This is a genomic window from Proteiniphilum sp. UBA1028, from assembly GCF_002316955.1.
Classification (GTDB): Bacteria; Bacteroidota; Bacteroidia; order Bacteroidales; family Dysgonomonadaceae; genus Proteiniphilum.
Genome location: NZ_DCEN01000038.1, coordinates 86,075 through 110,927, shown reverse-complemented (window position 1 = coordinate 110,927; position 24,853 = coordinate 86,075). Strand labels below are relative to the sequence as shown.

The 24,853-nt window shown below is 50.7% G+C and carries 26 protein-coding genes and 2 tRNA genes; 16 read left to right on the top strand and 12 right to left on the bottom strand.

Going from position 1 to position 24,853, the window contains the following annotated elements; translation table 11 throughout:
- The first annotated feature begins 316 nt into the window (after positions 1-316).
- The 6 genes from B3Z75_RS06485 (at position 317) to B3Z75_RS06460 (ending at position 4,156) form a co-directional block, all read left to right on the top strand.
- Complete coding sequence (locus B3Z75_RS06485; RefSeq protein ID WP_294068812.1) at positions 317-682, top strand: 6-pyruvoyl trahydropterin synthase family protein; 366 nt, start codon at positions 317-319, stop codon at positions 680-682.
- A complete protein-coding gene (locus tag B3Z75_RS06480) occupies positions 663-1,244 on the top strand; it encodes a 7-carboxy-7-deazaguanine synthase QueE (RefSeq protein ID WP_294068810.1) in 582 nt (193 codons plus the stop codon). The genes B3Z75_RS06485 and B3Z75_RS06480 overlap by 20 nt, the downstream gene beginning before the upstream one ends.
- Position 1,245: 1 nt before the next feature.
- Positions 1,246-2,160, top strand: coding sequence for a ribonuclease Z (locus B3Z75_RS06475; protein ID WP_294068808.1), 915 nt, complete (start codon positions 1,246-1,248; stop codon positions 2,158-2,160).
- A gap of 15 nt (positions 2,161-2,175) precedes the next feature.
- Positions 2,176-2,493 carry a T9SS type A sorting domain-containing protein gene (locus tag B3Z75_RS06470; protein ID WP_294068806.1) on the top strand — a complete coding sequence of 106 codons (318 nt, stop codon included), beginning with the start codon at positions 2,176-2,178 and terminating at the stop codon, positions 2,491-2,493.
- A gap of 143 nt (positions 2,494-2,636) precedes the next feature.
- On the top strand, positions 2,637-3,635 hold the full coding sequence (locus tag B3Z75_RS06465; RefSeq protein ID WP_294068804.1) for an aspartate-semialdehyde dehydrogenase: 999 nt from the start codon (positions 2,637-2,639) through the stop codon (positions 3,633-3,635).
- 131 nt (positions 3,636-3,766) lie between these two features.
- Positions 3,767-4,156 (top strand): thiol-disulfide oxidoreductase DCC family protein, encoded by a 390-nt coding sequence (locus B3Z75_RS06460; protein ID WP_294068801.1) that lies wholly within the window; start codon positions 3,767-3,769, stop codon positions 4,154-4,156.
- Positions 4,157-4,209: 53 nt separating this feature from the next.
- Here the strand turns inward: B3Z75_RS06460 and B3Z75_RS06455 are convergent, their stop codons facing one another.
- The gene (locus B3Z75_RS06455; RefSeq protein ID WP_294068799.1) at positions 4,210-5,001 is read right to left on the bottom strand and encodes a metal ABC transporter ATP-binding protein; all 792 of its coding nucleotides are present in this window, start codon (positions 4,999-5,001) and stop codon (positions 4,210-4,212) included.
- The gene (locus B3Z75_RS06450) at positions 4,994-5,878 is read right to left on the bottom strand and encodes a metal ABC transporter solute-binding protein, Zn/Mn family (protein ID WP_294068797.1); all 885 of its coding nucleotides are present in this window, start codon (positions 5,876-5,878) and stop codon (positions 4,994-4,996) included. Before B3Z75_RS06450 ends, B3Z75_RS06455 begins: the two co-directional genes overlap by 8 nt.
- A gap of 234 nt (positions 5,879-6,112) precedes the next feature.
- On the opposite strand from B3Z75_RS06450, the gene mnmD reads away from it, so the two are divergent.
- Genes mnmD through B3Z75_RS06420 form a run of 6 tightly spaced genes read left to right on the top strand, consistent with a single transcriptional unit; the run spans position 6,113 to position 11,808 of the window.
- Positions 6,113-6,805: a tRNA (5-methylaminomethyl-2-thiouridine)(34)-methyltransferase MnmD gene (mnmD, locus tag B3Z75_RS06445; protein ID WP_294068795.1), complete on the top strand. Its 693-nt coding sequence runs from the start codon at positions 6,113-6,115 to the stop codon at positions 6,803-6,805.
- 40 nt (positions 6,806-6,845) lie between these two features.
- Positions 6,846-7,571, top strand: coding sequence for an MBL fold metallo-hydrolase (locus tag B3Z75_RS06440; RefSeq protein ID WP_294068793.1), 726 nt, complete (start codon positions 6,846-6,848; stop codon positions 7,569-7,571).
- A 54-nt stretch (positions 7,572-7,625) separates the two neighbouring features.
- Positions 7,626-8,321, top strand: a complete 696-nt coding sequence (locus B3Z75_RS06435; RefSeq protein WP_294068791.1) for an ABC transporter ATP-binding protein — start codon at positions 7,626-7,628, stop codon at positions 8,319-8,321.
- Positions 8,322-8,371: 50 nt separating this feature from the next.
- Positions 8,372-9,316, top strand: a complete 945-nt coding sequence (locus B3Z75_RS06430) for an HlyD family secretion protein (protein ID WP_294068789.1) — start codon at positions 8,372-8,374, stop codon at positions 9,314-9,316.
- Between the two features lie 6 nt (positions 9,317-9,322).
- The gene (locus B3Z75_RS06425; RefSeq protein WP_294068788.1) at positions 9,323-10,459 is read left to right on the top strand and encodes an ABC transporter permease; all 1,137 of its coding nucleotides are present in this window, start codon (positions 9,323-9,325) and stop codon (positions 10,457-10,459) included.
- Positions 10,460-10,470: 11 nt separating this feature from the next.
- Positions 10,471-11,808 (top strand): TolC family protein, encoded by a 1,338-nt coding sequence (locus B3Z75_RS06420; protein WP_294068787.1) that lies wholly within the window; start codon positions 10,471-10,473, stop codon positions 11,806-11,808.
- 40 nt (positions 11,809-11,848) lie between these two features.
- Here B3Z75_RS06420 and B3Z75_RS06415 read toward each other — a convergent pair whose 3' ends face one another.
- The 3 genes from B3Z75_RS06415 to B3Z75_RS06405 form a co-directional block, all read right to left on the bottom strand.
- Positions 11,849-12,487, bottom strand: a complete 639-nt coding sequence (locus tag B3Z75_RS06415) for a hypothetical protein (RefSeq protein ID WP_294068786.1) — start codon at positions 12,485-12,487, stop codon at positions 11,849-11,851.
- 203 nt (positions 12,488-12,690) lie between these two features.
- Positions 12,691-12,777, bottom strand: a tRNA-Ser gene (locus B3Z75_RS06410).
- A gap of 56 nt (positions 12,778-12,833) precedes the next feature.
- Positions 12,834-14,894: a hypothetical protein gene (locus tag B3Z75_RS06405; RefSeq protein WP_294068785.1), complete on the bottom strand. Its 2,061-nt coding sequence runs from the start codon at positions 14,892-14,894 to the stop codon at positions 12,834-12,836.
- A gap of 102 nt (positions 14,895-14,996) precedes the next feature.
- On the opposite strand from B3Z75_RS06405, the gene B3Z75_RS06400 reads away from it, so the two are divergent.
- From B3Z75_RS06400 to B3Z75_RS06390, 3 genes are all read left to right on the top strand, one after another.
- Positions 14,997-15,878: an SMP-30/gluconolactonase/LRE family protein gene (locus B3Z75_RS06400; protein WP_294068784.1), complete on the top strand. Its 882-nt coding sequence runs from the start codon at positions 14,997-14,999 to the stop codon at positions 15,876-15,878.
- A 143-nt stretch (positions 15,879-16,021) separates the two neighbouring features.
- Positions 16,022-17,395 carry a dipeptidase gene (locus B3Z75_RS06395; protein WP_294068783.1) on the top strand — a complete coding sequence of 458 codons (1,374 nt, stop codon included), beginning with the start codon at positions 16,022-16,024 and terminating at the stop codon, positions 17,393-17,395.
- Positions 17,396-17,493: 98 nt separating this feature from the next.
- Positions 17,494-17,799 (top strand): phosphoribosylpyrophosphate synthetase, encoded by a 306-nt coding sequence (locus B3Z75_RS06390; protein ID WP_294068782.1) that lies wholly within the window; start codon positions 17,494-17,496, stop codon positions 17,797-17,799.
- A 21-nt stretch (positions 17,800-17,820) separates the two neighbouring features.
- Here the strand turns inward: B3Z75_RS06390 and B3Z75_RS06385 are convergent, their stop codons facing one another.
- From B3Z75_RS06385 to B3Z75_RS06355, 7 genes are all read right to left on the bottom strand, one after another.
- Positions 17,821-18,981: a hypothetical protein gene (locus tag B3Z75_RS06385; RefSeq protein WP_294068781.1), complete on the bottom strand. Its 1,161-nt coding sequence runs from the start codon at positions 18,979-18,981 to the stop codon at positions 17,821-17,823.
- The gene (buk, locus tag B3Z75_RS06380; protein ID WP_294068780.1) at positions 18,982-20,061 is read right to left on the bottom strand and encodes a butyrate kinase; all 1,080 of its coding nucleotides are present in this window, start codon (positions 20,059-20,061) and stop codon (positions 18,982-18,984) included.
- A gap of 88 nt (positions 20,062-20,149) precedes the next feature.
- Complete coding sequence (locus B3Z75_RS06375; RefSeq protein WP_294068779.1) at positions 20,150-21,052, bottom strand: bifunctional enoyl-CoA hydratase/phosphate acetyltransferase; 903 nt, start codon at positions 21,050-21,052, stop codon at positions 20,150-20,152.
- A gap of 155 nt (positions 21,053-21,207) precedes the next feature.
- On the bottom strand, positions 21,208-21,702 hold the full coding sequence (locus B3Z75_RS06370; RefSeq protein ID WP_294068778.1) for a 3'-5' exonuclease: 495 nt from the start codon (positions 21,700-21,702) through the stop codon (positions 21,208-21,210).
- A 6-nt stretch (positions 21,703-21,708) separates the two neighbouring features.
- Positions 21,709-22,962, bottom strand: coding sequence for a Y-family DNA polymerase (locus B3Z75_RS06365; protein WP_294068777.1), 1,254 nt, complete (start codon positions 22,960-22,962; stop codon positions 21,709-21,711).
- Positions 22,962-23,396, bottom strand: a complete 435-nt coding sequence (locus tag B3Z75_RS06360) for a LexA family protein (protein WP_294068776.1) — start codon at positions 23,394-23,396, stop codon at positions 22,962-22,964. The genes B3Z75_RS06365 and B3Z75_RS06360 overlap by 1 nt, the downstream gene beginning before the upstream one ends.
- A gap of 241 nt (positions 23,397-23,637) precedes the next feature.
- Positions 23,638-23,710, bottom strand: a tRNA-Gly gene (locus B3Z75_RS06355).
- Between the two features lie 322 nt (positions 23,711-24,032).
- On the opposite strand from B3Z75_RS06355, the gene B3Z75_RS06350 reads away from it, so the two are divergent.
- Positions 24,033-24,853: tryptophanase (locus tag B3Z75_RS06350; RefSeq protein ID WP_294068775.1), on the top strand; the 821-nt coding region annotated here is incomplete at its 3' end.

Genomic DNA, 24,853 nt, shown 5'->3' with positions numbered 1-24,853 from the left:
TCCTTCGGCCCGGGCATCACCTACCACGAAGATCTGTTTTTGTTTCGGATCGATTATATCCTTCACAGCAAAAATATGAAAGCGTTCGGGTCGAAGGTCGACAGGTTAAAATTTTCAGACCACTACCCGCTCAGGACGAGCCTGGTTTTGGATCAAGACATAAACAAATAAGAATCCTATTCAAAAGCAACGCCTCCGGAAAGTCTACTCGCTTTTTGCGATGGACAAGGCAGTCGCGAAGCTATTTAAAAGCATTTCAGAAAAATATTGGACTGTCAGAACAGCCAACACAGCAGTCCATCAAAAAAACAATACGATGTACAAAATAAGCAAAGAATTTTCCTTTTCGGCAGCACACTCCCTTTTCGGGTTACCTGCCGACCATCCCTGTAGCCGCTTTCATGGACATAATTATGTGGTTACCGTACACCTGAGGGCCAAAGAACTAAACCTGCAAGGATTTGTACGCGACTATAATGAACTGAATATCGTGAAAGAGTATATCGATACAGTCCTCGACCATCGCAACCTAAACGACATCCTTGCCCCACTCAATTCCTCGGCCGAGAATCTGGCCAAAATGCTCTACGACCACTTCAAGCAGCAACTCCCTGAGTTGTATGCCATAGAGGTCAGCGAAACGCCCAAAACATCTGCGACCTATGAACCTGAACGTGAATGAGATATTCTACTCGCTCCAGGGAGAAGGAGGCCGCTCCGGACAAGCCTCCATCTTCATCAGGCTGGCCAAGTGTAACCTGACTTGCAGCTTCTGCGATACCGACTTTGAACGGGGTGTGAAAATGACCGTCGACGAGGTTCTCGGGGAAATAAAGCAATATAGCTGTAAATGGGTTATCTGGACCGGTGGCGAACCCACGCTGCAGCTTACCGATGCCATTGTAGCCATCTTCAAAAAAGAGGGCTACCTGCAGGCAATCGAGACCAACGGAACGCGGAAAGTTCCAGCAGGCATTGACTACATCGCCTGCAGCCCCAAACAAAACTTCGAAAAAGTCAGAGAGATCATCCCCGAAGTAGACGAACTGCGCTTTCCCATCGAAAAGGGAGACCCGCTGCCCGATACTTCCATCCTCCCCAGGTCGGCACGTTATTTTCTCAGCCCCATCTTCGACGATAGCAGGATAATTCCGGAAAACGTGGAATACTGCATTTCCCTGGTGAAAGAAAATCCCGCGTGGTCACTGAGTATTCAGACGCACAAACTGATTGGCATTCGCTGATATGACAAAGTTTCAGGTAACCATACTCGGCTGCGGATCGGCCATGCCCACCACGCTGCACAACCCTCCTTCGCAACTGGTCGACATGAACGAGAAACTGTTCATGATTGATTGCGGAGAAGGCACGCAATTGCAGATGCGAAAATTCAAGACTCGCATGAGCAAACTGCACAGCCTGTTTATTTCGCATCTGCACGGAGACCATACCTTCGGCCTGCCGGGTTTGCTATCCACACTCAGCATGCTGGGCAGGACCGGCGATTTGAATATCTACGCCCACAAGGAGATCGACTTTCTGCTGAATCCGTTGCTCACGTACCTTGGCAACCACATGTCGTTCAACATAAACATCTTTCCTCTAAATCCCGATAGACAGGAAGTGCTTCTTGAAAACAGATCGATCAAAGTGACATCCTTTCCGTTGAGACACCGTATTCCTTCAAACGGATTCCTTTTTGAAGAGAAAGAAACCCCCCGTCATATCAATCGTGAAATGATCGACTTTTATCATGTCCCGGTGAAGCAAATTCCAGATATTAAAAAGGGAGCCGATTTTCTCACACCCGATGGCAGCCTCATCCTTAACAGGCATCTCACCTACCCCGGCAATCCTGCACGCCGGTACGCCTACTGTTCCGATACTGCCTATGCACCCGAAATAGTTCAGTATATTGAAAAGGTGGATCTTCTTTATCACGAGGCCACATTTGCCGAAAGTGAAATTGCCCGTGCGAAAGAAACCTATCACTCCACAGCCCGTCAGGCTGCCGAGATTGCAAGAGAGGCAGGCGTAAAAAAACTGGTGATCGGTCATTACTCTTCGCGTTACAGTGAAATTGGTACGCTCCTGAAGGAAGCTGTCGCCGTTTTTCCCGACACGGAGCTTGCCGTTGAGGGAAAAATATTATCTTTGTGAGGTGATTCACATGCTATGAAACATTTCTGTACCATCCTTTTAATGGCCTTTTTGATTGGTGGAACCGGATTTCCGGTCTCCTCTCAGGAGAATCCCAACAGGCTTGTTATAGAGGAGCAGGATACAGTGATAATAAAGTTATCGGGGAACAGGCTTATCATCGAAAATCTCCCGAAAGATGAGATACTGGAGATCTACAATATCATGGGTGTAAAAGTGTACAGTCGCCGCGTGAAAGCAGGTACGAACGAATATACCCTTTCCCTGTCGAAGGGATTTTATATCCTGAAAATAGGCAGGATTACCAAAAAAATTGCTGTCACACAAGTTTAACTGTTTCACTTTGCTACATCTATTCTCTTTTTTATATCTTTGTGATTCTTTAGGTCCGTCATCTAAAGACAAAGAAGTGAGACTTCCTTCTTTTCAGCAGTATTTGTAAGTCAAAGATTGGTTATCATTAATATTATAAATATATGAAGATTGCTATTGTTGGTACAAGCGGGGCCGTAGGTCAGGAATTACTCCGCGTACTGGAAGAGAGAAACTTCCCACTGGATGAATTGCATTTATTCGGCTCTGCAAGAAGCGCCGGAACCACATATACCTTCAAGGGTAAACAGATCACCGTAAAAGAGTTGAAGCATAACGACGACTTTAAGGGGATCGACATTGCATTTGTTTCCGCAGGTGGCGGCACGTCGCTGGAATATGCCGGAACAATCACAAAGCATGGTACCATCATGATTGACAACTCCAGTGCATTCCGCATGGAGGACGATGTACCTCTCGTAGTGCCGGAAGTAAATGCCGAAGATGCGCTCAACACACCGCGCGGCATCATTGCCAACCCCAACTGCACCACAGCACAACTGGTGGTAGCACTGAAGGCAATTGAAGATATCTCCCACATCAGGAAAGTGCACGTGGCCACCTATCAGGCAGCTTCGGGTGCCGGCGCTGCGGCTATGCAGGAGCTGGAAGATCAGCACAGCCAACTGGCTAACGGCGAAACACCCACCGTTTCAAAGTTTGCATATCAACTGGCTTACAACCTGATCCCGCAGGTAGATGTCTTCACCGACAACGGATATACGAAAGAAGAGATGAAGATGTATTACGAAACGCGCAAGATCATGCACACCGACATAGAGGTAAGTGCCACCTGTGTGCGGGTTCCGGTGATGCGCGCCCATTCCGAAGCCATCTGGATCGAGACCGAACGCCCCATCTCGCTGGAAGAGGCACGCGAGGCCTTCAGCAAGGCCGAAGGCGTTGTAGTGATCGACAATCCGGCAAACAAGGAATATCCCATGCCCCTCGATCTCACGGGAAAAGACCCGGTATATGTGGGTCGCATCCGCAAGGACCTGACCAACGAGAACGGACTCAGCTTCTGGTCTGTTTCAGACCAGATCCGCAAGGGAGCTGCGCTCAATGCCGTGCAGATAGCCGAGTATCTGATCAAACAATAAATAGTAAATTCTAAAAAGAGAGGGTGTGTGGCCAACGTCGTTGCACCCTCTCTTTATTCCGACTCCTGTTGTCTGGATTATTCATGTAGCTCCTGATTTTATTCCGGGATAGCTCCTAAAGAAACAAAACGATGAAAATCATTTTGTTCGATGGCGTTTGCAATTTCTGCAACACCACTGTAAATTTCATGCTGAAACACGACAGAGAACATGTCTTTCGCTTTTCGCCTCTGCAGAGCGAGAAGGGAAGGGAAATACTGAGGCAACAAGGCAGGCTAGATACGAATTTAAATGCCCTCATTTTCATCGAAGAAGACAAATTGATGGAAGGCATGGATGCCGTCATGGCCATTTCAAAATACCTGAAAGGATGTTTCCGCTTAATTTATTTATTGAGATTTCTTCCTCACAGAGTCACACACACAGCATACGCTTTGATCGCCAAAAATCGTTACAGGTGGTTCGGGAAGAAGGAAGTGTGCCGTATTCCTAAACCTGGTGAGGAAGACAGATTTCTATAACAACATAAGAAGAATTTGTCTGACAGAATCGCCCCCCATCTCCACGTATCTTATTAATCATTGGATTGCACCTTTTCCTCCTGATGATCGTGCTTCAACAGCACCCGGTGAGGCAGTGTTCCGTGGCCCAGTATTTCGATGGGACATGAATCGTATGCACTGACCAGCCATTCCTGCGATATGTTGGTCCCCGAATGATAGTGAAGGCCCTGGTTTACACAGGCAATATTTTTCACCATGGAGATAATGGTTCCCACATCGTGCGATACCAGCATGATGGCAATTTCTTTATTGACATCACCCAGCAATTTGTAAAAATTGGTCTCGAAAAGCTTGTCCACATAGGTGCTCGGCTCATCCAAAATGATCAGCTTCGGATTGTCAATGATGGCCCTCCCCAGCAATACCCGCTGCAGCTGGCCGCCGGAAAGTTCACCGATGGAGCGCGACAGCAGGGGCTCAATCCCCAGTCGCTGGGCCACCCTTCTCACCTTATGCCTATCCTCTGCCAAATACCTCCTGAAGAGATGTTTACGCATTGTCAAACCCGACAAGATTACTTCCGATACGGCGATCGGAAATTTCTTATCGATCTGGTTAATCTGCGGGAGATAGCCGATATTGAGTGAAGATGCTTTCTGCCCGTTATTAAAGAAAGTAATGGATCCCGATTGTGGCTTGATCAGGCCAAGGATTGATTTCAGGAGTGTAGTTTTTCCACCTCCATTGGGACCGATGATACCCAAAAAATCATCCTCATAAATATTGAGTGAAACATTCTTCAACACGTTCGGTTTATGATCATAACCGACTGTCAGGTCGTTAATTTCAATCAGCTTATTCATCGGCTTCACGCGATAATATGTCGGCTATGCGTACCAACTCCCTCTCCCACTCGTAACTCAGCGGATCAATCTCAAACACTTCCGCACCAATTTCCCGGGCAATCACTTCCGTATTTTTTTTATCGAATCCTTTTTGAATAAATACGGTATGTATGTTCTCTACACGGGCAAGATCCACCAATTCTTTTATCTGTGCCGGTGAGGGATTTTTCCCTTCAAATTCAACACTATGCTGATGCAGGTTATAATCGTTTGCAAAATAAGCAAGTGCAGGGTGATAAATGACAAACGAGCGGGACGATGCACGGGTTAGTTTTTCCCGAATCAGACTGTCGGTGGCAATGATCATATCATTCAACTTTTCATAATTGGAACGATATACCTTCTCATTTTCCGGGTCTGCCTGTACCACAGCCTCAAGCATATTGCGGCTAAAAATCTCCATTGCCCGAGGTGAAGACCAGACATGCGGATCTACATCGCCATGTGCATGACCATGACCATGCCCTTCCTGCTCATCACTTTCCAGCCGGACAATGCCCGCGGAGCAGTCCACGATGATCACATCAGGATTGTTGGCTGCCAACCGCTCGCTCCACGCCTTTTCAAATCCCAGGTCGCCCACCATAAAATAGAGCAGGCTATTGCCCATCTCCACCATTACCGACGGTGCGGGTTCGTATGTTTCGGGACTGGTTCCCGGGGGCACAAGCGTATTGATGACAAACGCATCCCCCACAATCTGTTCGAGAAAAAAACGTTGTGGCTCAATGGTGACAGTCAGTATTCCTTTCCGACTTGTACTTTCCTTCTTTGTCGCGGAATGACAGGAGAGAAGAAGGTGGAAAAACAATATATAAAAAAGATATTTTTTCATTTGATAAATTTGACAGACAAATGTAACTATTTTCGGCCTTTGCCAAAAATCATAAACAAAGTTTATCTATTTTTGTTGACGACCAGTCCCACGGAATCCGAATAAAAGGATTTCAGGCGAATCAATTTTGATCTGCCTCGTGCCTGTATGACTTAGTCTTACTCATTATACTTTACAACTTCATACAATCTATCCCTCATGGTGCCCACAGACAAACATTCCCCGCACACCGTCATGAAGATAACCCAAGACGGATCACACACGCTCTATGTACCGGAGCTGGAGGAACATTACCACTCCACCCACGGCGCCATACAGGAGTCGATGCATGTCTTCATCGATGCCGGACTGCGTCACAGCCACAGAGAGTACATCCAGATACTGGAGGTAGGCTTTGGCACAGGACTGAATGCCATGTTAACCCTGCGGGAAGCAGAAAAAATGCAGAAGAAAGTCTTCTACCACTCCCTGGAACGCTACCCGCTTGCCATGGCTGATGCCATGCAGCTCAATTATCCACAGCAGATTGAAAAGAGGGCCGCATGCCCGGTGGAACAGGATCAGGAACGGCTCACAGTTCTATTCCGCCAGCTTCATCAATCGCCCTGGGAAACACCGGCAGTGATCACACCCTCCTTCACCCTGTTGAAGGAAGAAGCCGACTTCAGTCAACCGGAACAGTTTCAGTCCCCATGTCGGTACGACCTGATCTACTTTGACGCCTTTGCACCCGAAAAACAGCCGGAGATGTGGCAGGAGGCGATCTTCAAAAAACTATACACCTTGTGTAGCGACAACGCCATTCTCACCACCTATTGTGCCAAGGGGGCAGTACGCCGGATACTCCAGTCGGCAGGTTTCACCGTGGAACGCCTTCCTGGCCCCCCTGGAAAACGGGAGATGTTGCGGGCCAGGAAAGTGAAATAACTTCTACAAACGCCATTCATTACTTTAAAAATAAAACACAATGAAGCCTAAATTTCTCATTCTAACAATGACGTTACTTTTCACCCATCTGCTGTCAGCAGGTGACTTTGAGAAAGACATCTTTCTCACCGACAGTGGCAAGGAGGTGACGATCACTTTTATCAAGCATGGATCGCTGATGATCACCTACGAGAAACAACATATCCATGTGGATCCGGTGACCCTGTTTGCCGACTACAGCACCTTGCCGAAAGCCGATTTCATCCTGGTGACCCACGAACATGGTGACCACCTCGACGCCAAAGCGATTGAGGTGTTGGCCAAGGAAAATACGCGGTTGGTCCTCAACCCCTCCTCCCGTAAGATCCTGGGCAAAGGCGAAGGGATCCGCAACGGGGAGCGGCTGCGGCTCTCCGATGCTATCAGCCTCGATGCCGTCCCTGCTTACAACACTACCCCGGGACGGGAGCAGTTTCACCCCCGTCACCGCGACAACGGTTACATCCTCTCTCTCGATGGGCTGCGCATTTACATTGCCGGCGATACTGAGGATATTCCTGAAATGGGTGAGCTGAAGGAAATCGACGTCGCCTTCCTCCCCGTGAACCAACCCTACACCATGACCGTGGAGCAGGCGGTGCATGCCGCGAAGATGTTCACCCCCGGTGTACTCTATCCCTACCATTACGGCGACACCGACGTGAAACCGGTCGTGGAGCAGCTTAAAGAGAGCGGCATCGATGTCCGGATCCGGAAAATGGAATAGTTATTATTTGCAAATGAGCATAAAAAGCCGTTATTTTGCAATAATACCAAGGATATGAAGGAAATTGCAGCACGGCTCGAGGCAGCCGGCAAGGAATACAAGACGGGCGAATCGACTATCGTCGCACTGCAACCCACCACCACCGCATTCAGAAAAGGTGAGATCACCCTGATTGTCGGACCCTCCGGCTCGGGCAAGACCACCCTACTCTCACTGCTGGGGTGCGTAATCTATCCCACCATGGGGAAGGTGTGGGTGGGTGATACGTGCGTGAACAACCTCCCGGAACGGGAGTTGGCGCAACTGCGCCTGCGGCAGATCGGCTTTGTTTTCCAGGGATTCAACCTGTTGGCACCTCTCAACGCGCTGGAGAACGTGATGCACCCGCTACTGCTGCAGGGGGTGAACCGCCGCGAGGCCCGCAGACAAGCGATAGAGCTGATCAGCACCTTCGGCATGGAGGAGAGGATCCACAACCTGCCACGCAACCTGAGCGGCGGCCAACAGCAGCGCATTGCCATAGCGCGCTCGCTAATCACCAACCCGCAGCTGATCCTCTGTGATGAACCCACCGCCTCGCTCGACCACAATAGCGCCAGAATGGTGATGGATATGCTGAGTCAGCTCTCCCGCGAAAGTAGGGCGGTGATTGTGGTGACCCACGATGTGCGGCTGAGAAAATATGCCGACCGCACCATCTATGTCTCGGAGGGGATGATCAGCGACAGTGCCATCGAAGAGGGGTTTTAGCTTGCAGACACCGACATTGAGCCATTAAAATGGAAACCAGATATTATACAATGAAACTCAAACAGACGAAACAACAAATAGGCTGGCTATCGGCCATCCTGCTTCTGGCGGCTTGTGGCAACGGGAAAGAGAATACAGCTCCTGTCACAGAGCCCCTCAGTATCGCCCACGTTGTGGGAATCGGCAAGATAATCCCCCAGGGAGGCGTGGTGGAGCTGGCCGCTCCTGCCTCCGGCATTGTGGAGGAGCGCTACTTTAACACGGGCGACAAGGTGGAGGCAGGCGACGTGATCCTGGTGCTGGAGAAGCGCAACGAGATCCTTTCAGTGCAGGAGAGCGATGCCGGCATTGCCACGCAACAGCTGCAGGTGGAATCGGCACGACTGGCACTGGAGCAGGAGCGTATCGCTCTGGAAGATCAGCAGCGGCGCCTGAACGACGCCCGGGAGTTGCTGAAGGCGGGTGCCGTCACCGGTGAGGAGGTGCGCCGCCTGCAGAACGATGCTGACCAGGGTACGGAGCGACTGAAAAAGACGGAGAACGACTATCGCCTGCAGCAGTCCCGCCTCCGGGAGATGCAGACGGCACGCGCTGCCCGGGAGAACGACCTGTCGCTGCGATCGTTCCGCGCCCCGGTCGGGGGTACGCTGCTGACCCTCACTCCTCATGCCGGAGAGGCGGTGACAATGTACCAACCCTACGGCCGCATTGCACCTGACCGGCCGCTGGAGGTGATGGTGGAGATTGACGAACTGTTTGCCGACAGGCTTGCGGTGGGCCAGCGCTGCACCATCCACCTCCCGGGAGACAGTTTGATGGCTGCCACCGGCCATATTGTACGCCTGTCGCCCGACCTGAAGCGAAAGTCGCTCTTCTCCGACAGCGGCAGCGATTTGGAGGACCGCCGCATACGAGAGATAGAGGTATCGCTCGACGAGGTGCCGGGCACGCTCTTCATTGAGTCGAAAGTGGAGTGTAGGGTAGACTTAAATTGATCATCCATGTTTCCTACCGCCTATAAATTTGTCCGTTTCGAGAAATCCAAGAGCATGGGTATCCTCACGGCCATCATCATCAGCATCTACCTGATCGGCATCGAACTGGGCATGTTCTTCTACCTGGCCAACCTGATCGGGGGACTGGTGGGCAATGCCAATCCGGAGTATGCACAGGTGTTTGTGGTGAACCGACAGACCGAGAATGTCAATCAGCTCTCTCCCTTCGATGTGCGGTGGATCAACCAGCTGCGCAGCATTGAAGGGGTAGACGACACCCATGGCTTCGTGATTACTCCCGTCACGGTTAAGTTCTCCAACGGCAAGGATGCCCCCGCCATGATCGTCGGCTCTGCCTTCCCCACCCTGGCGGCAGGTCCTTATGCCGGACTGGTGAAGGCAGGCTCTTTGAACGACCTGGCAGCGCCGGAGATCGTGTCGACCGACTTTTACGACAACAAGGCGCTGCGTTATGATGTACAACGGGGTACCCGCTTCGAGATCAACGGCAAGGCAGCCACGGTGGGGCTCACCACCCGCCATGCCAAAGGTTTCAACGTTCCGCTGCTCTACACCACCCTCGACAAGGCCCGGTACTTCTCGGGAATGTCGGAGACGATGGTGAGCGGGATCATCGTCACCGTGCGCGATCCGGAAATGATCGGGCCGGTGGTCGAACGCATCAATCGGGCAGCGCCCGACCTGAAGGCATGGCCGGCAGAGAAGCTGCGCATTGGCACCATCGTCAACGTGATGACCGCCAACAACATGGGAATGAGCTTCGCCACGCTGGTCATCTTCGGCATCATCAGCGGCTTCTTCATCATCGGCCTCACCATGTACTCCGCCACCTACGACCGGATTAAGGATTACGGCACACTCAAGGCAATCGGCGCATCGGGACACTACATCACCCGCCTGGTGATCGCCCAGTCGCTTATTTACGCGATAACCGGCTTCCTGGTATCGCTCCTGTTGCTTGTCACCTCCAAAATCGGGATGGCCAGGGCAGGACTAATCATCAGCCTTACGCCGCCCCTACTCACCTTCCTCTTCCTGATGACGTTGCTCATCTCGGTGGGCAGTTCCTACTTCTCCATCAACAAACTGAGGAAGGTGGAACCATCATCCGTATTCCGATAAAAAAAAAGCTTATGAAGAAATCGATAACCCTGTTACTGCTACTCTCATTCACGTTGCTTCTGCCGGCACAGGAACTCCACCCAAAGCGGCTGACGCTGGAAGAGATTATCGCCTATGCGCTGGAACATGCGCCGGAAAAAATCAGCCAAAAGATGAAGGTGGACGAAGCGAAGATACGGCTGGATGAAGCCCGCCTGCAGCACCTGCCCGACATCTACGCCTCGGGCGATCTGCGGCGCAACCTGATCATCCCCTCCACCCCAGTGCCGGCCCACCTCTTCGACCCCAACGCATCGGAAGGTGAGCTGATGTACCTGCGGTTTAATACCACGTGGAATGCCTCGGCAGGCATCAACCTCAGCTACGATCTCTTCAGTCCGGAGAAGGTGAACCGCGTGGGTGAACAGAAACAGCAACTGAAAATACAGCAGTATGAAGAGATGCTCTCCGAAAAGAAGCTGCGGGAACAGATCGCCCTCGCTTATGCCGAGTGTGTGATCGCCGGGGAACAGCACCGCACCTGCATGCAGGATACGGCCTATTATGCCCTGCTATTGCGGAACGCAGGCGACCTCTCCACAAAGGAGCAGCTCTCCCTTGTGAAGAAGAACGAAATACAAAAGGCCTACAACGAATCGACAGCAAACTGCCTTCGGGCGAAAAAGATTGCAGCCGATGTCGGAGCGAACCTGCTGTTTCTGGCAGGTGCAAAGGTCACCCCGGAAACAGTAGGGGCGCTGCAGCTCGAGGAAGACATCCCCACCCTGCTCGGCAAGATGGAGCAAAGCGCATCACCCACAACTTCCACGAAAGAACTCGAAGTGATGAAGCAGCACGGAATGGTGTCGATGGCAGCCCTCCGTACCCGTTCCGCAGAATGGAAGTACGCCCCCACGCTCACCCTCAACGGCTACCTGGGCACCAACTACTACAACAACGAGTTGCAACTCTTCAACGACCGATACTGGCGGGGAAACAGCTACGTAGGCCTCTCCCTGAAGATGCCCATCAGCCAGACCCTCAGCACAGCCAAAGAAGTTTCGCGCCTCCGGCTGCAGCAACGGCTGGAAGAGGCAACCCTACTGGAGATACGCAACCGGCAGGAGAAAGAACGGTTGCAGGAGGCATCACAACTGGCAGTGCAGAGAGAGAGCTACCGCCTCAGCAGGGAAAATATGGCAATGAGCGAGCAGAACCTGCAGGCAGCACAGATGCAATACGAAAAGGGGTATATTCTACAACAGGAACTACTCAGCGAGCAGCTGAAAGCACAACAGGCGCGACAAAACTACCTCCAGGCCGCCTACGATCTCTTTACCAGTCTGGTGTCTGTAGAGAAGAAACAGTAACACCAAAAGTTTCAAGGACCGGGCAGCCTCATGTTAATTGTTACTCTTGTACGGATGTTAGCATTATAACAGCCTCATAATTTCTACGTTCATCCGTGGGAGACCGGGGGGTTATTTTATTGCCTTCAAACTCTATCCGATAACATTTAGCATAACGTTCAAAAGAACGTTCACGATTACTCTTTGGAATATTCCAGTAGGTGACAAATTCATGCACCTCCTCATCACCAAACAGATAAAGACATTTCAACTTATACGTGAGTACTTTCTCTTCCGGACAATCGCTTAAAGGTAGCCTAAAACTATTCGTCAAATAACAATCTCCTCGATCGGATCTCTCCATTCCTAATTTGGGACGGTTCACATCGGGTATAAAGCCGGGGCGAGCCGGAGCATTGTAAATATCGTTATCCCAATTCTTACAAGGTTCCGAAAGAATAACATCCAATAGATATAAATCGGGTTTTACAGCCCCCCACAGCGCATCCTCCATTGACATACCAAAAGACCACTCCTCCAATCCAATCCCTTTTACCAAATCATTCCCGGAAGCATCCTGAAAACTCAAGCCTAAATTATAGATAACAAATTCTGGCTCATCATGCCCCAAAAAAAGATCGCAGGAAGAAAAGTTCATTATCCCCAAAGCCAATAAGCCTACAATTTTCAATACTTTCATAATATTTATGGTTGAGTAATGTAAAAATCCTGTCTAGCATATTTATAATTACCCTTGACTGAATCTACTATGAATTATTTAAAAAAATTAAAACAACTCCGTAACAGGCCTGAAAGAAATGAAGTCTGATTTGAAAAACGAACAGAAGATAAAGGATAAACTTGTTGAATAACTTATTGAGATTGCAGCCATTGCCACGTAAGCGGAAAGAAAGGGATTCGAACCCTTGGTACCCGTGAGAGTACAACGGTTTTCGAGACCGCCCCGATCGACCACTCCGGCATCTTTCCTGTTCAGACTACAAAATTACACTTTTTCTGCGAAAAAAATGCAATCCCGCAACCATTTATTGTTTCAACGCCGCCAAAGCCTCCTCAGTGGCAGACAACAGCGGGTCGATGGAGATGGGCGACCCCACGGCATGCTGCATCCAGAGCTGGGGAATGATGCTTCCACGAGTGTACATCCGGTCGATCTCCTCCGCCAGATTTTTCCCCTTCACCTGTTGCTCAATCTGGAAGTCGATCAGGTGACCCATCGGGTAGTTGGACAGGTAGAGCGGGTAATCGATCATATGGGAGTAGATGCCGAGCAACGTCTCATCCTTCCCTCCCAGCACGCCGGCATAATAGCTGTTCCACACCTCTCTGGCGATGGCAATCACCGCCTCCTTCAACTCTGCAGCCGTAGCATCGGGATGAGCATAGAGCCACTCCCAAACCCGGATATCAACCAGCGAGACACCCATGATCTCGTAAGCGGACCAGAAGCTGCTGAGAGCGAGCCAATGTGCTTCACTGGAATCGCTGTCTTTCAGGCCCAACAGTTCCAGGTCCCTCTTCTGGAAGAGAAACGCCACCGCCTCGGTGAAGGAGGTGTTGGGCACGCCGCTTAGCATGTAGTAGTCCACGTCGTTCATGGTGATGGTCTGTTCCACGTTGTGGCCGAACTCGTGTACGGCAATGTTATACCCCTTGTAGTCCATCCCCCCTTCTCCGATGCGTGTACGGAGACGGGAGAGATCGTTCCGCATCTCAGCACCCCAGGCGTGGCCGGCCCCGCGGGAGGGATCGACGGTGATGAGCGAGGTGATCTCCTTTGCCTTATCAGGGTTCCAGCCTAGCTTCACCAGAATGTTGGGCAAGTCTTTTTCCAGTGCCGCCGCATCGGGATACTTCCGGGAGGTGAGAGCGGTCAGTTGCTCCTCGGGAATCCCCTTTCCACCCTTGAACCCGTTGTACCAGATATCAAACGGCTCCAACCCCCGTTCCAGTCGCGAAGTGATAAAGGCAGCCACCTCCTTCACCTGAGGTGAGGAGAGCAGCCCCACGAAGAGCGACTCCACGTCTTTCTGCGGCACCTCCATGGTGGCATCAAACGCACGAACCAGCTGAGTGGGGTAATGGGGGGAGTAAGCGTCGAGCTGACGCATGGCATGAAAATTCTTTAGAAACACTTCATACCGACGGGTCTCTTCGGGTGTTCCCGTCGCAACGTTCCCGCCGGTAAAAAGTTCATTGGTCTCCGGGTTCCAGGTATAGGTTCCACTGTTGATCACCTCCCGCGGGATGGACTGGTCGATGATGCGCTGCATCACCTGGTAAATCATCCGCTGTCTTTCCAATCCTCTCTCCGGATCGGCGTAGTTCGACTTCAACTCATCGCGTAAACCCCAGTGGGTGATCAGCTTCATCCCCTTGGGGAAGAGTTGTTCCCCTGCATCGTTCCGCAGGTTACCCATGAAAATGTTGTAGTCGGAGATATAGGCATCGGCCTCGGTCAGTGTTTTTGAGATATCCTGCTGGACGGCAGCCGGTACTCGGGAGATAAAGCGGTCCCCCATCCGGGCATAGGCCCATTCCTTGCGACTCCAGCCGGCTCCCCGTTCTGTTTTCTCTTCCAGGGAGTAAAAGGGGAAATTGAGCGCGGTGAGGAAGGCGATCTTGTTGCCGTAGAGGTCGTCGGTGAGATGCGCCGAGGCATCATAACTGCCGAACATCATATCTACCGGCGTAATCTCGGGTCCCTCCAGTTGTAGCGGCATCTTTAGCTCCACATCCATCTTGTGGAAGTACCCGCCCATCACCTCGAAGTTGCGCTCCAGCGTACTGAACAGCGTGGCGAGTGCTGCCGTGTCGGCCACGAACGAGCTCTTGCAAAACTGTGCAAACGCTTCGGCGTTGCCATCCTGTTCGCGCCAGAGGGCTGCCACCTGCTGCACACCGCGTCCAATACGGAAGGCGGAGGCCTCGCCAAGCGAGTCTCTGAGTTGCGCAATCACCTCTTCCGTCTGCGCACCGGAGATAAACTGTACTGTCTGCATATTCTGGCTTTTCTCTTGATTGTTTGTGCATGCCGTCAACAGGCAGGTCATCACGGCAATGGCAAGCAACGACTGTAGCTTCATAGGATCTATTTTTTCCCAAATATAGCAGTTTTTTCCGAATCAACCGAAATAGGGAAAGCAAACATTTTGTATGGCGGATGCGTTACATTGTTTTTAAACAACATGAGAACAAATATTACCATCGCTTTTATCCTGTTCACAGGAGCATTGACAGGACAGGATTGCTCCCTTGCCGCAGGGGATGCCTTTTTACAGAAGACCGGGAGCGGATACAGCTTCACCGAAGGCCCTGCGGTTGCCCGGGACGGCAGTGTTTACTTCACCGATCAGCCCAACGACCGGATCTACCGCTGGAGTGAGCTGGAGGGGATCACCCTCTGGCTGGAGGGAACGGAGCGTGCCAACGGTTTGTATTTCAACCGCGGCGACAAGCTGGTCGCCTGTGCCGACAAACAAAACCGGATCATCCTCATTGACAACAACAAAGAGAAGAAAACGCTTCTGGAGGGTTTCGAAGGAAAGCACCTGAACGGTCCCAACGACCTCTGGATCGCCCCCAACGGCGACATCTATTTTACCGACGCCTACTACCACCGCAACTACTGGACAGAAGGACACAGCGAAATACAGACGGCACGGGGTGTCTACCGCCTCACTGCAGACGGGCTGGTCACCCGGGTGATTGACGATTACAGGCAACCAAACGGCATCATCGGCACCCCCGATGGCAAAACACTCTACGTGGCCGATATCGAAGACCGGAAAATATGGAGGTATGAGATCCTGGCCGACGGATCCCTGACAAACAAGACCTACTTTGCCCCACACGGATCAGACGGGATGACCATCGACAACCGGGGAAACGTCTACCTGACCATGGGAAAGGTGTGGGTTTACTCTCCCGAGGGGTTGCTAATCCACGAGATCGAAATCCCCGAGAGTCCCTCCAACCTCTGCTTTGGCGGAAAGGACCGCGACATCCTCTTCATTACCGCACGCACCTCGGTCTACACGCTAAAAATGAACGTCGCCGGTGTACAGTGAATCCGGACAGCCTGAATTGGTTCTTTAACGCCATGTGTCTGTTTCTGCAAAGAGAGCAGCCAATCGGTTCGGTATAGAGGGATGGAAAGCGGCAAATTTCTTATATTTGTAGCAGCCAAACAAAAACCATAAACTGAACCGACATGAACGAAATTGACAAGTATGTAAAAACTCACGAAAAACGTTTCCTCGACGAGCTGTTCGAGCTAATCCGTATCCCCTCCATCTCCTCGCTGCCGGAGCACAAGCCCGACATGTACAAGGCTGCAGAGAAATGGAAAGAGCTCCTGCTGGCCGCCGGCGCCGACAAGGCCGAAGTGATGGAGACCGACGGGAACCCGGTAACCTACGGGAAAAAGATCATCGACAAAAATGCCCCCACCGTGCTGGTATACGCCCACATGGACGTGATGCCGGTCGACCCGATCGATCTCTGGAAAACCGCCCCCTTTGAGCCGGTGGTGAAAGATGGCAAGATCTGGGCACGGGGTGCAGACGACGACAAAGGACAGAGTTTCATGCATGCCAAGGCGTTCGAGTACCTGGTGCAGTCGGGTACGCTGGAGTGCAACGTTAAGTTCCTCATCGAGGGAGAAGAAGAGGTGGGGTCGCCCAGCCTGCCCAAGTTCTGTAAGAGACACAAGAAGATGCTGGAGGCCGATGTGATCCTGGTCTCCGACACGTCGATGATTGCTCCCGACGTGCCCTCCATCACCACGGGGCTGCGCGGGCTGGCCTACTGGCAGGTGGAGGTGACCGGTCCCAACGTGGACCTTCACTCGGGTATTTTTGGTGGTGCCGTGGCCAACCCGATCAACGTGCTGGCTAAGATGATCGCACAGACGACGGACAACGACGGGCGCATCCTGATTCCCGGCTTCTACGATGATGTGGTGGAGGTATCCCAAAAAGAGCGTAACATGATGGCAAAGGCTCCTTTTTCGTTGACGGAGTATAAGAAAGCGCTCGACGTGAAGGAAGTGTACGGCGAAAAAGGATACAGCACCAACGAACGTACCGGCATCCGGCCAACGTTCGATGTATGTGGCATCTGGGGTGGCTATACCGGCGATGGAGCCAAGACAGTGCTTCCCTCGAAGGCCTACGCCAAAATCAGCACCCGTCTGGTACCCAACCAGGACCACAACAAGATCGCAAAACTTTTTGTGAAATACTTCGAGTCGATCGCCCCCAAATCGGTAAAGGTGAAGGTGGAGTACCTGCACGGCGGCCCCTCTTACGTCTGCCCCATCGACCTGCCGGCGTACAGGGCGGCACAGAAGGCATACAGCGATGTTTACGGGAAAGAACCGGTTCCGGTACGGTCTGGTGGCAGCATCCCCATCATTGCCACCTTCGAGGAGATCCTCGGCATCAAGTCGGTGCTGATGGGCTTCGGGCTTGGATCCGACGCGATCCACTCACCCAACGAAAACTTCCCGCTGGAGCAGTTCTACAACGGGATCAGGACCATTCCGCTATTTTATACGTATTTTGCTAGGCAGATGAAGAAATAAGACAAAGTCCGGTATTGCCAAGTTTCCTGCTTTCGTTATGAACCAAGCCTCTAATCGGGTGTTTATTAGTAGAAAGATTACGATTAAAAGCAGGAACAATGAGAACATATTCCACGTTGTCAGAGGCTATTAACGATCTGACAAAAAGAGGTTATACGACTAATTTTAACGTTGAGAGCGACTGCATCGTATGTGCGGACAATTTGATACGTTTACACCCCGATGAATTTCAGATCGACGAGACTTATCGCTTCCAGGAGATGTCCGACCTGGACAACGAAAGCATCCTATATGCCATCTCCTCTCCCCAGAATAATATGAAAGGATTGTTGGTGAATGCGTATGGTGTCTATTCTGAAACAGCGACAACCGAACTGGTGGAAAAACTATCTGCCCCCAGGTAGCATCGCCTCGCGGATAATGGATCAACGCACAACAATGTAGGCAGTATATCGTGTATCTGCCACAACGGGAGTCAACGACAGGTAGCCGGAAAGGATTTTTCCGTCCGCCACCCGGAGTGGAAGCTCCCGTTGCATTTTCTGATGAAACAACAAGGTATTTTCCGGTTTATTAAAATAATCCACCACAAACTTTCCCTCCGCACCGGGTTCCATGTACCGATCATGGAATATGCGCGCCACCATGCCCATGTTCATTCGCATATTGATTTCCACACAAGGCTGAATCCGGTACCCCTCTGCCGTTTCGCAAACCATCATATCGATGCCGGCATACCCCGTATACAACGGAACATATCCAGCCAGTCTCTCTAAAAGAATCTCTCGCAGCTGGTGCAGCAGACTTATAGAGATATATGCAGAAAGCTTTTCTTCAATCCGTCTGTCGGAAAGCAGTTCGTTCCCCGTATAGGCACCCGAGGCAGCAGCATGAAACAGGGAATAGCCGGCAAAACGCACGCCTCCCTCTTGCAGATAAAACTCCATGGCAAAATCCTGTACCTTGCGCAATACAGGTTCCGCAACTACAGCTCCCTGCTCCCGGAGCACTCTGCGGCACCAGTCCGTCTGTTTGCCGGTAATATTTTCCATTATCCAGATCAGCCCCTTGCCACTGCCGGAGAGAGGCATCTTCAACACTTTGTCGCCGGGCGTCGTTTGCAAAAAATACAGAAGGTCCTCCAGGCGGATAAAAAGGTGGGATTCTCCACAAAACCGTGCCTCTCCGGCTTTGAGTTCACGCAGCAGCTGCACGGCATTTTGCCGGTTCGCGTACTCGCGCAGCCTCTTTAAATCATCCATGGCGGGGATTTGCTGATCAACAGCGCCCAGCGTCAGTATTTTTTTTCGCAATGCAGGATTCCATCCCCAGGGAATAATTTCCTCTCCGCGATGCAGAGCAATCTCCCCGAAGGAAATCAGCTCATGGGAAATGGGGAGCATCTTTCTCGTGGCATCGACAAACGCCCGGTTTGCCTCTCCCTCCGCAATCACCGAATCACCTCCGCCATACCATACTGGCAGCACAGCCAGGTCCTCCGCCATTTTCACAGCAGAGGCCGGCGGGGTATAGTTGACTGCAAAATTCGCAAGAGCGAGGTCGTGCCAGGGATTAAAAAGTTGCATCTATTTGTACTCCTTTATCTCGATCTCACCGTTGAGGGCAAGCAGTGCATTCTCTGCCAGTGCTCCCATTTCGTCCTGCCCCGGATAGAGGTGAACCGGTGCGATCCGATAGACCCGCTCACTGATCAGGTTGCAGAACCATTTGCTGTTGGCTATTCCGCCGGTAATCAGGATCGCATCAACTTCCCCCTTCAGCACCGTCGACATGGCTCCGATCTCTTTCGCTACCTGGTAGGCCATCGCCTCCAGCACTTCCATGCATTTTTTGTCGCCATTTCTCGCTTCCCGCTCGGCAATATAGGCATCGTTGGTACCCAGGTAGGCCATCATCCCGCCTTTCCCGACAATCATTTCGGACATCTTATCGTAGCTGTATATGCCACTGAAGGCTACCTTCAACAACTGACCCACCGGTAATGAGCCGGAACGTTCCGGAGAAAAGGGGCCGTCGCCATCCAATCCCTGGTTTACGTCAATCACCCTGCCCTTATGATGAGCACCTACGGTGATGCCGCCCCCCAGGTGCACCACGATAAGATTCAGTTCCTCGTATTTCTTCATGATGGACTTGGCATGCGAGCGGGCAATCGCCTTCTGATTCAACGCATGAAAAACAGATCTTCTCTCGAAGTAGGGATGCCCGGAATACCTTGCCAGCGGTTGTAATTCATCCACCACCACCGGATCGGCGATAAAGGCCTCGGCCGAAGGAAGTAATTTTGCAATATCGGCTGCAATGAGCGCTCCCAGGTTGCTGGCATGCTCCCCTCTTTTACACTCAAGCAGATCGTTCCGCATCGCATCGTTCACCCGGTAAACACCCGATGCGATGGGCTTCACCATCCCCCCCCGTCCTATCACGGCATCGATGCTATCCACCGGCACATCCGCCCCTTTCAACTCTTCGTATACGATCCCTTTCCTGTATTCATACTGATCGGTGATCCGTTTAAATTTCCGCAACTCTTCCTGAGGATGTTTGATGGTTTTCAGAAAGACGACCTTCTCCTGCTGGTAAATTGCGATTTTGGTCGATGTAGACCCCGGGTTAATAACCAGGATGCGCGTATTTGTTCCCATATATTCTTATTATTAAGATACTTATTGATTCTCTTTCCGGAATATCCCTGCCGGGGCTCCTGCTCACGAAAGGCTACCCACCAGGACATTATCTGAGGCAGGCTGCCAGGGCGATGGAGAAAAGTTTACTCCGCTCATCGTCCGAACGCGATGTAAGCACCACCGGCACAGATGCTCCCATCACTGCGGCAGCCGACACGGCTCCTCCCAGAAAGTTGAGTGCTTTGTAGAAGATATTCCCTGCCTCAATATCGGGTACCAGGATAATGTCACAATCTCCCGCCACTTCACTCCCGATGCCTTTATGGAGGGCAGCCTCTCTGTTCACGGCAATATCAATCGCGAAGGGGCCATCCACCACACACCCTCCTATCCGGCCATCAAGGTTCATCTCTTTCAACAGGGCTGCATGTACCGTAGCCTCCATTTTTGGATTCACCTTCTCCACCGCAGCGGCGACAGCCACTTTGGGTGTTTCAATACCCATGAGCTGACATGCTCTTACCGCGTTGTTTATGATTTGTGCCTTCTCTTCCAGGTTGGGTGCAATATTCATCGCCACATCGGTCACACAAAATAATTTGTGATAATAGGGCGATTGAAAAAATGCCACATGACTTAACAGCTGCTCCTCCCTGCGCAACCCACTCTCCCTGTCGAGTACCGCCTTCAGCAGATCGCCCGTAGAGACACCTCCTTTCATCAGGATATCGGCCTCACCGGCCCGCACCATCGAAACGGCAATTCGGGCGGAGGCAGCTCCATCGCCGGCGTGATCCACGATTTTAATCCCTTTCAGGCTGAAACCTATGGCATGTGCGATCTCTTCAATCTCCAATTTGTTGCCGACAAGCAGGGGATCAACAATTCCCTCTCCGGTTGCTGCCTGCAGTGCTTCCAGCACATGCCGGTCTTCCGCAGCAGCCACGGCAACAATGCACCTCGGCCTGCTTTTTGCGTGTTGCATCAATTCATCTAAATTGTGGATCATCACAACTATTATTTTGAAGCTTTTTACTTACAAAAGAACAAAAAATATTGCATATTACGACAATATAAAAAGTCAATTTTGACATAAAGATCGAACAGGCAAAAGAGTTGATCCTCCCGTTTCATCTTATTCCATTAGGGAGACTCGCTACCGTACTACGCAAACACCTGTAGTGCTATGCGTGCACAGGCTTCGGCATCTGCCAGGGCATGGTGATGGTTCTGCAGTATGAAGCCGCAATGAGCAGATACGGTATCGAGCTTATAATCGGGCAGCCCTTTCAGTTGTGCTCTCGACCTCTGCAGGGTACAGTGAAACACATAGTCGGGATAATCCATCTGGTACATCCGAAAACAGGCCTTCAGACAACCTTCATCAAACCCTTTGTTGTGAGCGAGAAGTGGCAAGCCCTCTATCAACGGTTCAATCTGACGCCATACCAGCGGAAATATAGGTGCATTTACCGTGTCATCGTAGGTGATGCCATGTACCTTCATGTTCCAATAGCAGTAATAATCCGGCTCAGGACGGATCAGACTGTAGAAGTTGTCTACAATCTCTCCATCCCGGACAATTACCACACCCACACTGCAAACACTGGTACGTTGCTCGTTGGCGGTTTCAAAATCAATGGCTGCAAAACTATTCATTACGTCTCATAATACGACGGTTAATATTTCGTTGATGTCGGTGGTGAAATGTTTGGAGAGGTGCTCCTGCCGCATCTTGTGCTTGCGCATGTCCTGGGTGGCCAGGCGAATCACCTCTTTGTGGTATTTCCGGTTTAACCCGTCGATGGCCTCCATCAGTTTTTTGTGTCTGGGATTGGAATTAAAAAAGAGAGAAGGCTGATATTCATTGGTATAGACAAAATCGGTTAATATTACTCCACCCCGCTTGAAGTAGACGTTCTTCCTGTGGATCTGTTTCAAACCAATGTTGGCAAACTTCACCAGCTCCAGCGTGGAGTTGGTCGGGAAAGGCAGCTTTATCTGTATTGAGGGGTAATATTGGGTTTCTGTTTCCTTGAAGCGGTTTGTTTCGAGGAAAACGACCATCCTTTTGCAGAGCGATCGCTGCTCCCTCAACTTTTCGGCACTCATGGCGGTAAAGGTGGTGATGCGTTCCCTGACCTCATCAAAGGAGCGAAGATCTGTCTCGAAAGTGCGTGTAGTAGCGATGCTCATTTTCTTTTCAACCGGAACCATCTCAAGGGTCGGGATGCCTTTTAAATCCTTTTGCAGATGCAATCCGGTAATCGTCATGCTTTTCAGCACCCAGGACTCCGGTAGTTGCACAAAATCCAGGGCTTTGGTTGCACCAATCGCATAGAGCTTTTTTGCGTTCCTTCTTCCCACACCCCAGATATCCTCCACCTTCAACCATCTGAGTGCTTTGATCCTTTTCTCTTCGGTATCGATCACGTAACTCCCACCGGCCTCCCTTGGAAATTTCTTTGCGATGCGGTTGGCCACCTTCGCAAGTGCCTTGGTCGGCGCAATGCCAATGCTGATGGGAATACCCGTTCCCTTCTCTACCTGCGACTTCATCTGCAGGCCATACTGTTGCAAATCCACGTTGATTCCTTCCAGGTTCAGAAAACACTCATCGATGGAGTAGATCTCCTGCTCGGGGGTGAAATTGGCCAACAGGCTCATCACCCTGCGGCTCATATCGCCATAGAGCGGGAAGTTCGCCGAAAACACCTTCACATCATTCCGTCGGAACACCGATTCAGATTCAAAGGCCGGTGTTCCCATGGGAATCCCGAGGCTTTTGGCTTCGCTGGAGCGGGCAATAACGCAACCGTCGTTGTTCGAGAGAACCACGACAGGCTTGCCATTCAGCGAGGGGTTAAATACCCGCTCGCAGGAAGCATAAAAGTCATTGCAGTCGACCAGCGCGTACATCAATGTTTGCGAATAGAATATTTAACAATACCCCAGATGATTATCCCCTGTTCGTAATTGACCTCGATGAGGGGAAAATCCTGGTTCGAGGGGACCAGGAAGCATTTCTTCTCTTTCAACTTAATCCGTTTCAAGGTAAACTCCCCATTGATAAAACAGAGGGCTATTTTGTTTTCTTCCCACTCCAGGCTTTTGTCGATGATCAGCAGATCCCCATCACTGAAATCGTTGCTCATGGAACTGCCGGCCACCCGAGCAAAAAAGGTTGTCTCCTTATGGTCGATCAACAGCTCGTCCAGGCTGATGTAATCGTGGAAGAAGTCCTCTGCCGGCGAAGGGAATCCCGCCTGAATATCTCCGATATAGGGGTATCTTTGCCCGGAGCCTTCAGGATGAATCAGTTCAATCTTCTGGGTGTTCAGTTCCTTTTGCATGAAACAAATGTAAGGTTTTTCTACTGGATGGGAATGATGATTTTCATTAAAAAAGTTTACTGGATTACTAAATAGATTTTTCAGGAGAAAACAACTCCCCACAGGGCGGTATCCTGCCGACACCCGTTGCCGGATCAATTTCTCATCACCGTTTTATCGAAAAAACACGACCGGCTGAGGCAGGAGGGAGACACGGAAAAGGCGCCTATCGGAAAAACCAATAAACGCCTGATTATCAGTGAGCGGCAAACGAGACTCGAACTCGCGACCCCCAGCTTGGGAAGCTAGTGCTCTACCAACTGAGCTATTGCCGCAAAAAACCTGTGCAAATGTAAATCTTTTTCTGTTAAAAACTCATTCTCTTTGCAGTTTATTTTACTTTTTATGCGAAAGTAATCCCTAAAATGAGTCGTATGTATCATTCCAAGCCGCCATCGGAAAATAATATTCATCATGAACTGCAGCAGCAGATTCGAAATGAAAACAAAATCTGAGGCTCCCTTCGTTTGCCATATGGAAATATTTTGAATTCAATTTGTCAAACAACACGCCGTTTTTCAGGTTAATACCCTTTGATTATTCGTCTTTTTGATATATTTTTGATAAATCAACCAATAAAATAATCATACCTCCATCATGAATCTAAAAGAATACCCTGCCGAACCATTCCGCATCAAGGCGGTTGAAACTGTAAAAATGATTACTCGCGAAGAACGTGTAAAAGTGATTAAAGAAGCCGGTTATAACACTTTCCTTATTAACTCAGAAGATGTCTACATTGATCTGCTGACCGACAGCGGAACCAATGCCATGAGCGACCGACAATGGGCAGCCATGATGCTGGGGGATGAAGCATATGCCGGTAGCAGAAACTTTCAGCATCTTGAAAAAACCATACGGGAGTATTATGGTTTCAGGTATGTGGTTCCAACCCACCAGGGACGGGGCGCGGAAAACATACTTTCACAGATTGCCATCAAACCCGGGCAATTTGTCCCGGGGAACATGTATTTCACCACAACACGTTATCATCAGGAAAGAAATGGAGGAATTTTCGTCGATGTCATCCGGGATGAAGCACACGATGCAACGCTGAATATCCCGTTCAAAGGAGATATCGATCTGCAAAAACTGCAGATGTTGATTGATGAAAAGGGTGCGGATAATATTGCATACGTATGTCTTGCTGTTACCGTGAACATGGCCGGTGGACAGCCTGTATCCATGAAAAACATGCGTGCCGTGAGAGCAATCACCCGGAAATATGGTATAAATATTTTCTACGATGCCACCCGTTGCATTGAAAATGCCTATTTCATCAAGGAACAGGAGGAGGGATTTGCAGACAAGACCATCAAAGAGATTGTGCTGGAGATGTTCAGTTATGCCGATGGCTGTACTATGAGCGGGAAGAAAGACTGTCTGGTAAACATCGGCGGATTCTTGTGCATGAATGA

Bases quoted from the DNA above. Each gene is read 5' to 3' on its own strand.
- B3Z75_RS06485 (WP_294068812.1), top strand. From the start codon at position 317: ATGTACAAAATAAGCAAAGAATTTTCCTTTTCGGCAGCACACTCCCTT.
- B3Z75_RS06480 (WP_294068810.1), top strand. From the start codon at position 663: ATGAACCTGAACGTGAATGAGATATTCTACTCGCTCCAGGGAGAAGGA.
- B3Z75_RS06475 (WP_294068808.1), top strand. From the start codon at position 1,246: ATGACAAAGTTTCAGGTAACCATACTCGGCTGCGGATCGGCCATGCCC.
- B3Z75_RS06470 (WP_294068806.1), top strand. From the start codon at position 2,176: ATGAAACATTTCTGTACCATCCTTTTAATGGCCTTTTTGATTGGTGGA.
- B3Z75_RS06465 (WP_294068804.1), top strand. From the start codon at position 2,637: ATGAAGATTGCTATTGTTGGTACAAGCGGGGCCGTAGGTCAGGAATTA.
- B3Z75_RS06460 (WP_294068801.1), top strand. From the start codon at position 3,767: ATGAAAATCATTTTGTTCGATGGCGTTTGCAATTTCTGCAACACCACT.
- B3Z75_RS06455 (WP_294068799.1), bottom strand. From the start codon at position 5,001: ATGAATAAGCTGATTGAAATTAACGACCTGACAGTCGGTTATGATCAT.
- B3Z75_RS06450 (WP_294068797.1), bottom strand. From the start codon at position 5,878: ATGAAAAAATATCTTTTTTATATATTGTTTTTCCACCTTCTTCTCTCC.
- mnmD (WP_294068795.1), top strand. From the start codon at position 6,113: ATGAAGATAACCCAAGACGGATCACACACGCTCTATGTACCGGAGCTG.
- B3Z75_RS06440 (WP_294068793.1), top strand. From the start codon at position 6,846: ATGAAGCCTAAATTTCTCATTCTAACAATGACGTTACTTTTCACCCAT.
- B3Z75_RS06435 (WP_294068791.1), top strand. From the start codon at position 7,626: ATGAAGGAAATTGCAGCACGGCTCGAGGCAGCCGGCAAGGAATACAAG.
- B3Z75_RS06430 (WP_294068789.1), top strand. From the start codon at position 8,372: ATGAAACTCAAACAGACGAAACAACAAATAGGCTGGCTATCGGCCATC.
- B3Z75_RS06425 (WP_294068788.1), top strand. From the start codon at position 9,323: ATGTTTCCTACCGCCTATAAATTTGTCCGTTTCGAGAAATCCAAGAGC.
- B3Z75_RS06420 (WP_294068787.1), top strand. From the start codon at position 10,471: ATGAAGAAATCGATAACCCTGTTACTGCTACTCTCATTCACGTTGCTT.
- B3Z75_RS06415 (WP_294068786.1), bottom strand. From the start codon at position 12,487: ATGAAAGTATTGAAAATTGTAGGCTTATTGGCTTTGGGGATAATGAAC.
- B3Z75_RS06405 (WP_294068785.1), bottom strand. From the start codon at position 14,894: ATGAAGCTACAGTCGTTGCTTGCCATTGCCGTGATGACCTGCCTGTTG.
- B3Z75_RS06400 (WP_294068784.1), top strand. From the start codon at position 14,997: ATGAGAACAAATATTACCATCGCTTTTATCCTGTTCACAGGAGCATTG.
- B3Z75_RS06395 (WP_294068783.1), top strand. From the start codon at position 16,022: ATGAACGAAATTGACAAGTATGTAAAAACTCACGAAAAACGTTTCCTC.
- B3Z75_RS06390 (WP_294068782.1), top strand. From the start codon at position 17,494: ATGAGAACATATTCCACGTTGTCAGAGGCTATTAACGATCTGACAAAA.
- B3Z75_RS06385 (WP_294068781.1), bottom strand. From the start codon at position 18,981: ATGCAACTTTTTAATCCCTGGCACGACCTCGCTCTTGCGAATTTTGCA.
- buk (WP_294068780.1), bottom strand. From the start codon at position 20,061: ATGGGAACAAATACGCGCATCCTGGTTATTAACCCGGGGTCTACATCG.
- B3Z75_RS06375 (WP_294068779.1), bottom strand. From the start codon at position 21,052: ATGATCCACAATTTAGATGAATTGATGCAACACGCAAAAAGCAGGCCG.
- B3Z75_RS06370 (WP_294068778.1), bottom strand. From the start codon at position 21,702: ATGAATAGTTTTGCAGCCATTGATTTTGAAACCGCCAACGAGCAACGT.
- B3Z75_RS06365 (WP_294068777.1), bottom strand. From the start codon at position 22,962: ATGTACGCGCTGGTCGACTGCAATGACTTTTATGCTTCCTGCGAGCGG.
- B3Z75_RS06360 (WP_294068776.1), bottom strand. From the start codon at position 23,396: ATGCAAAAGGAACTGAACACCCAGAAGATTGAACTGATTCATCCTGAA.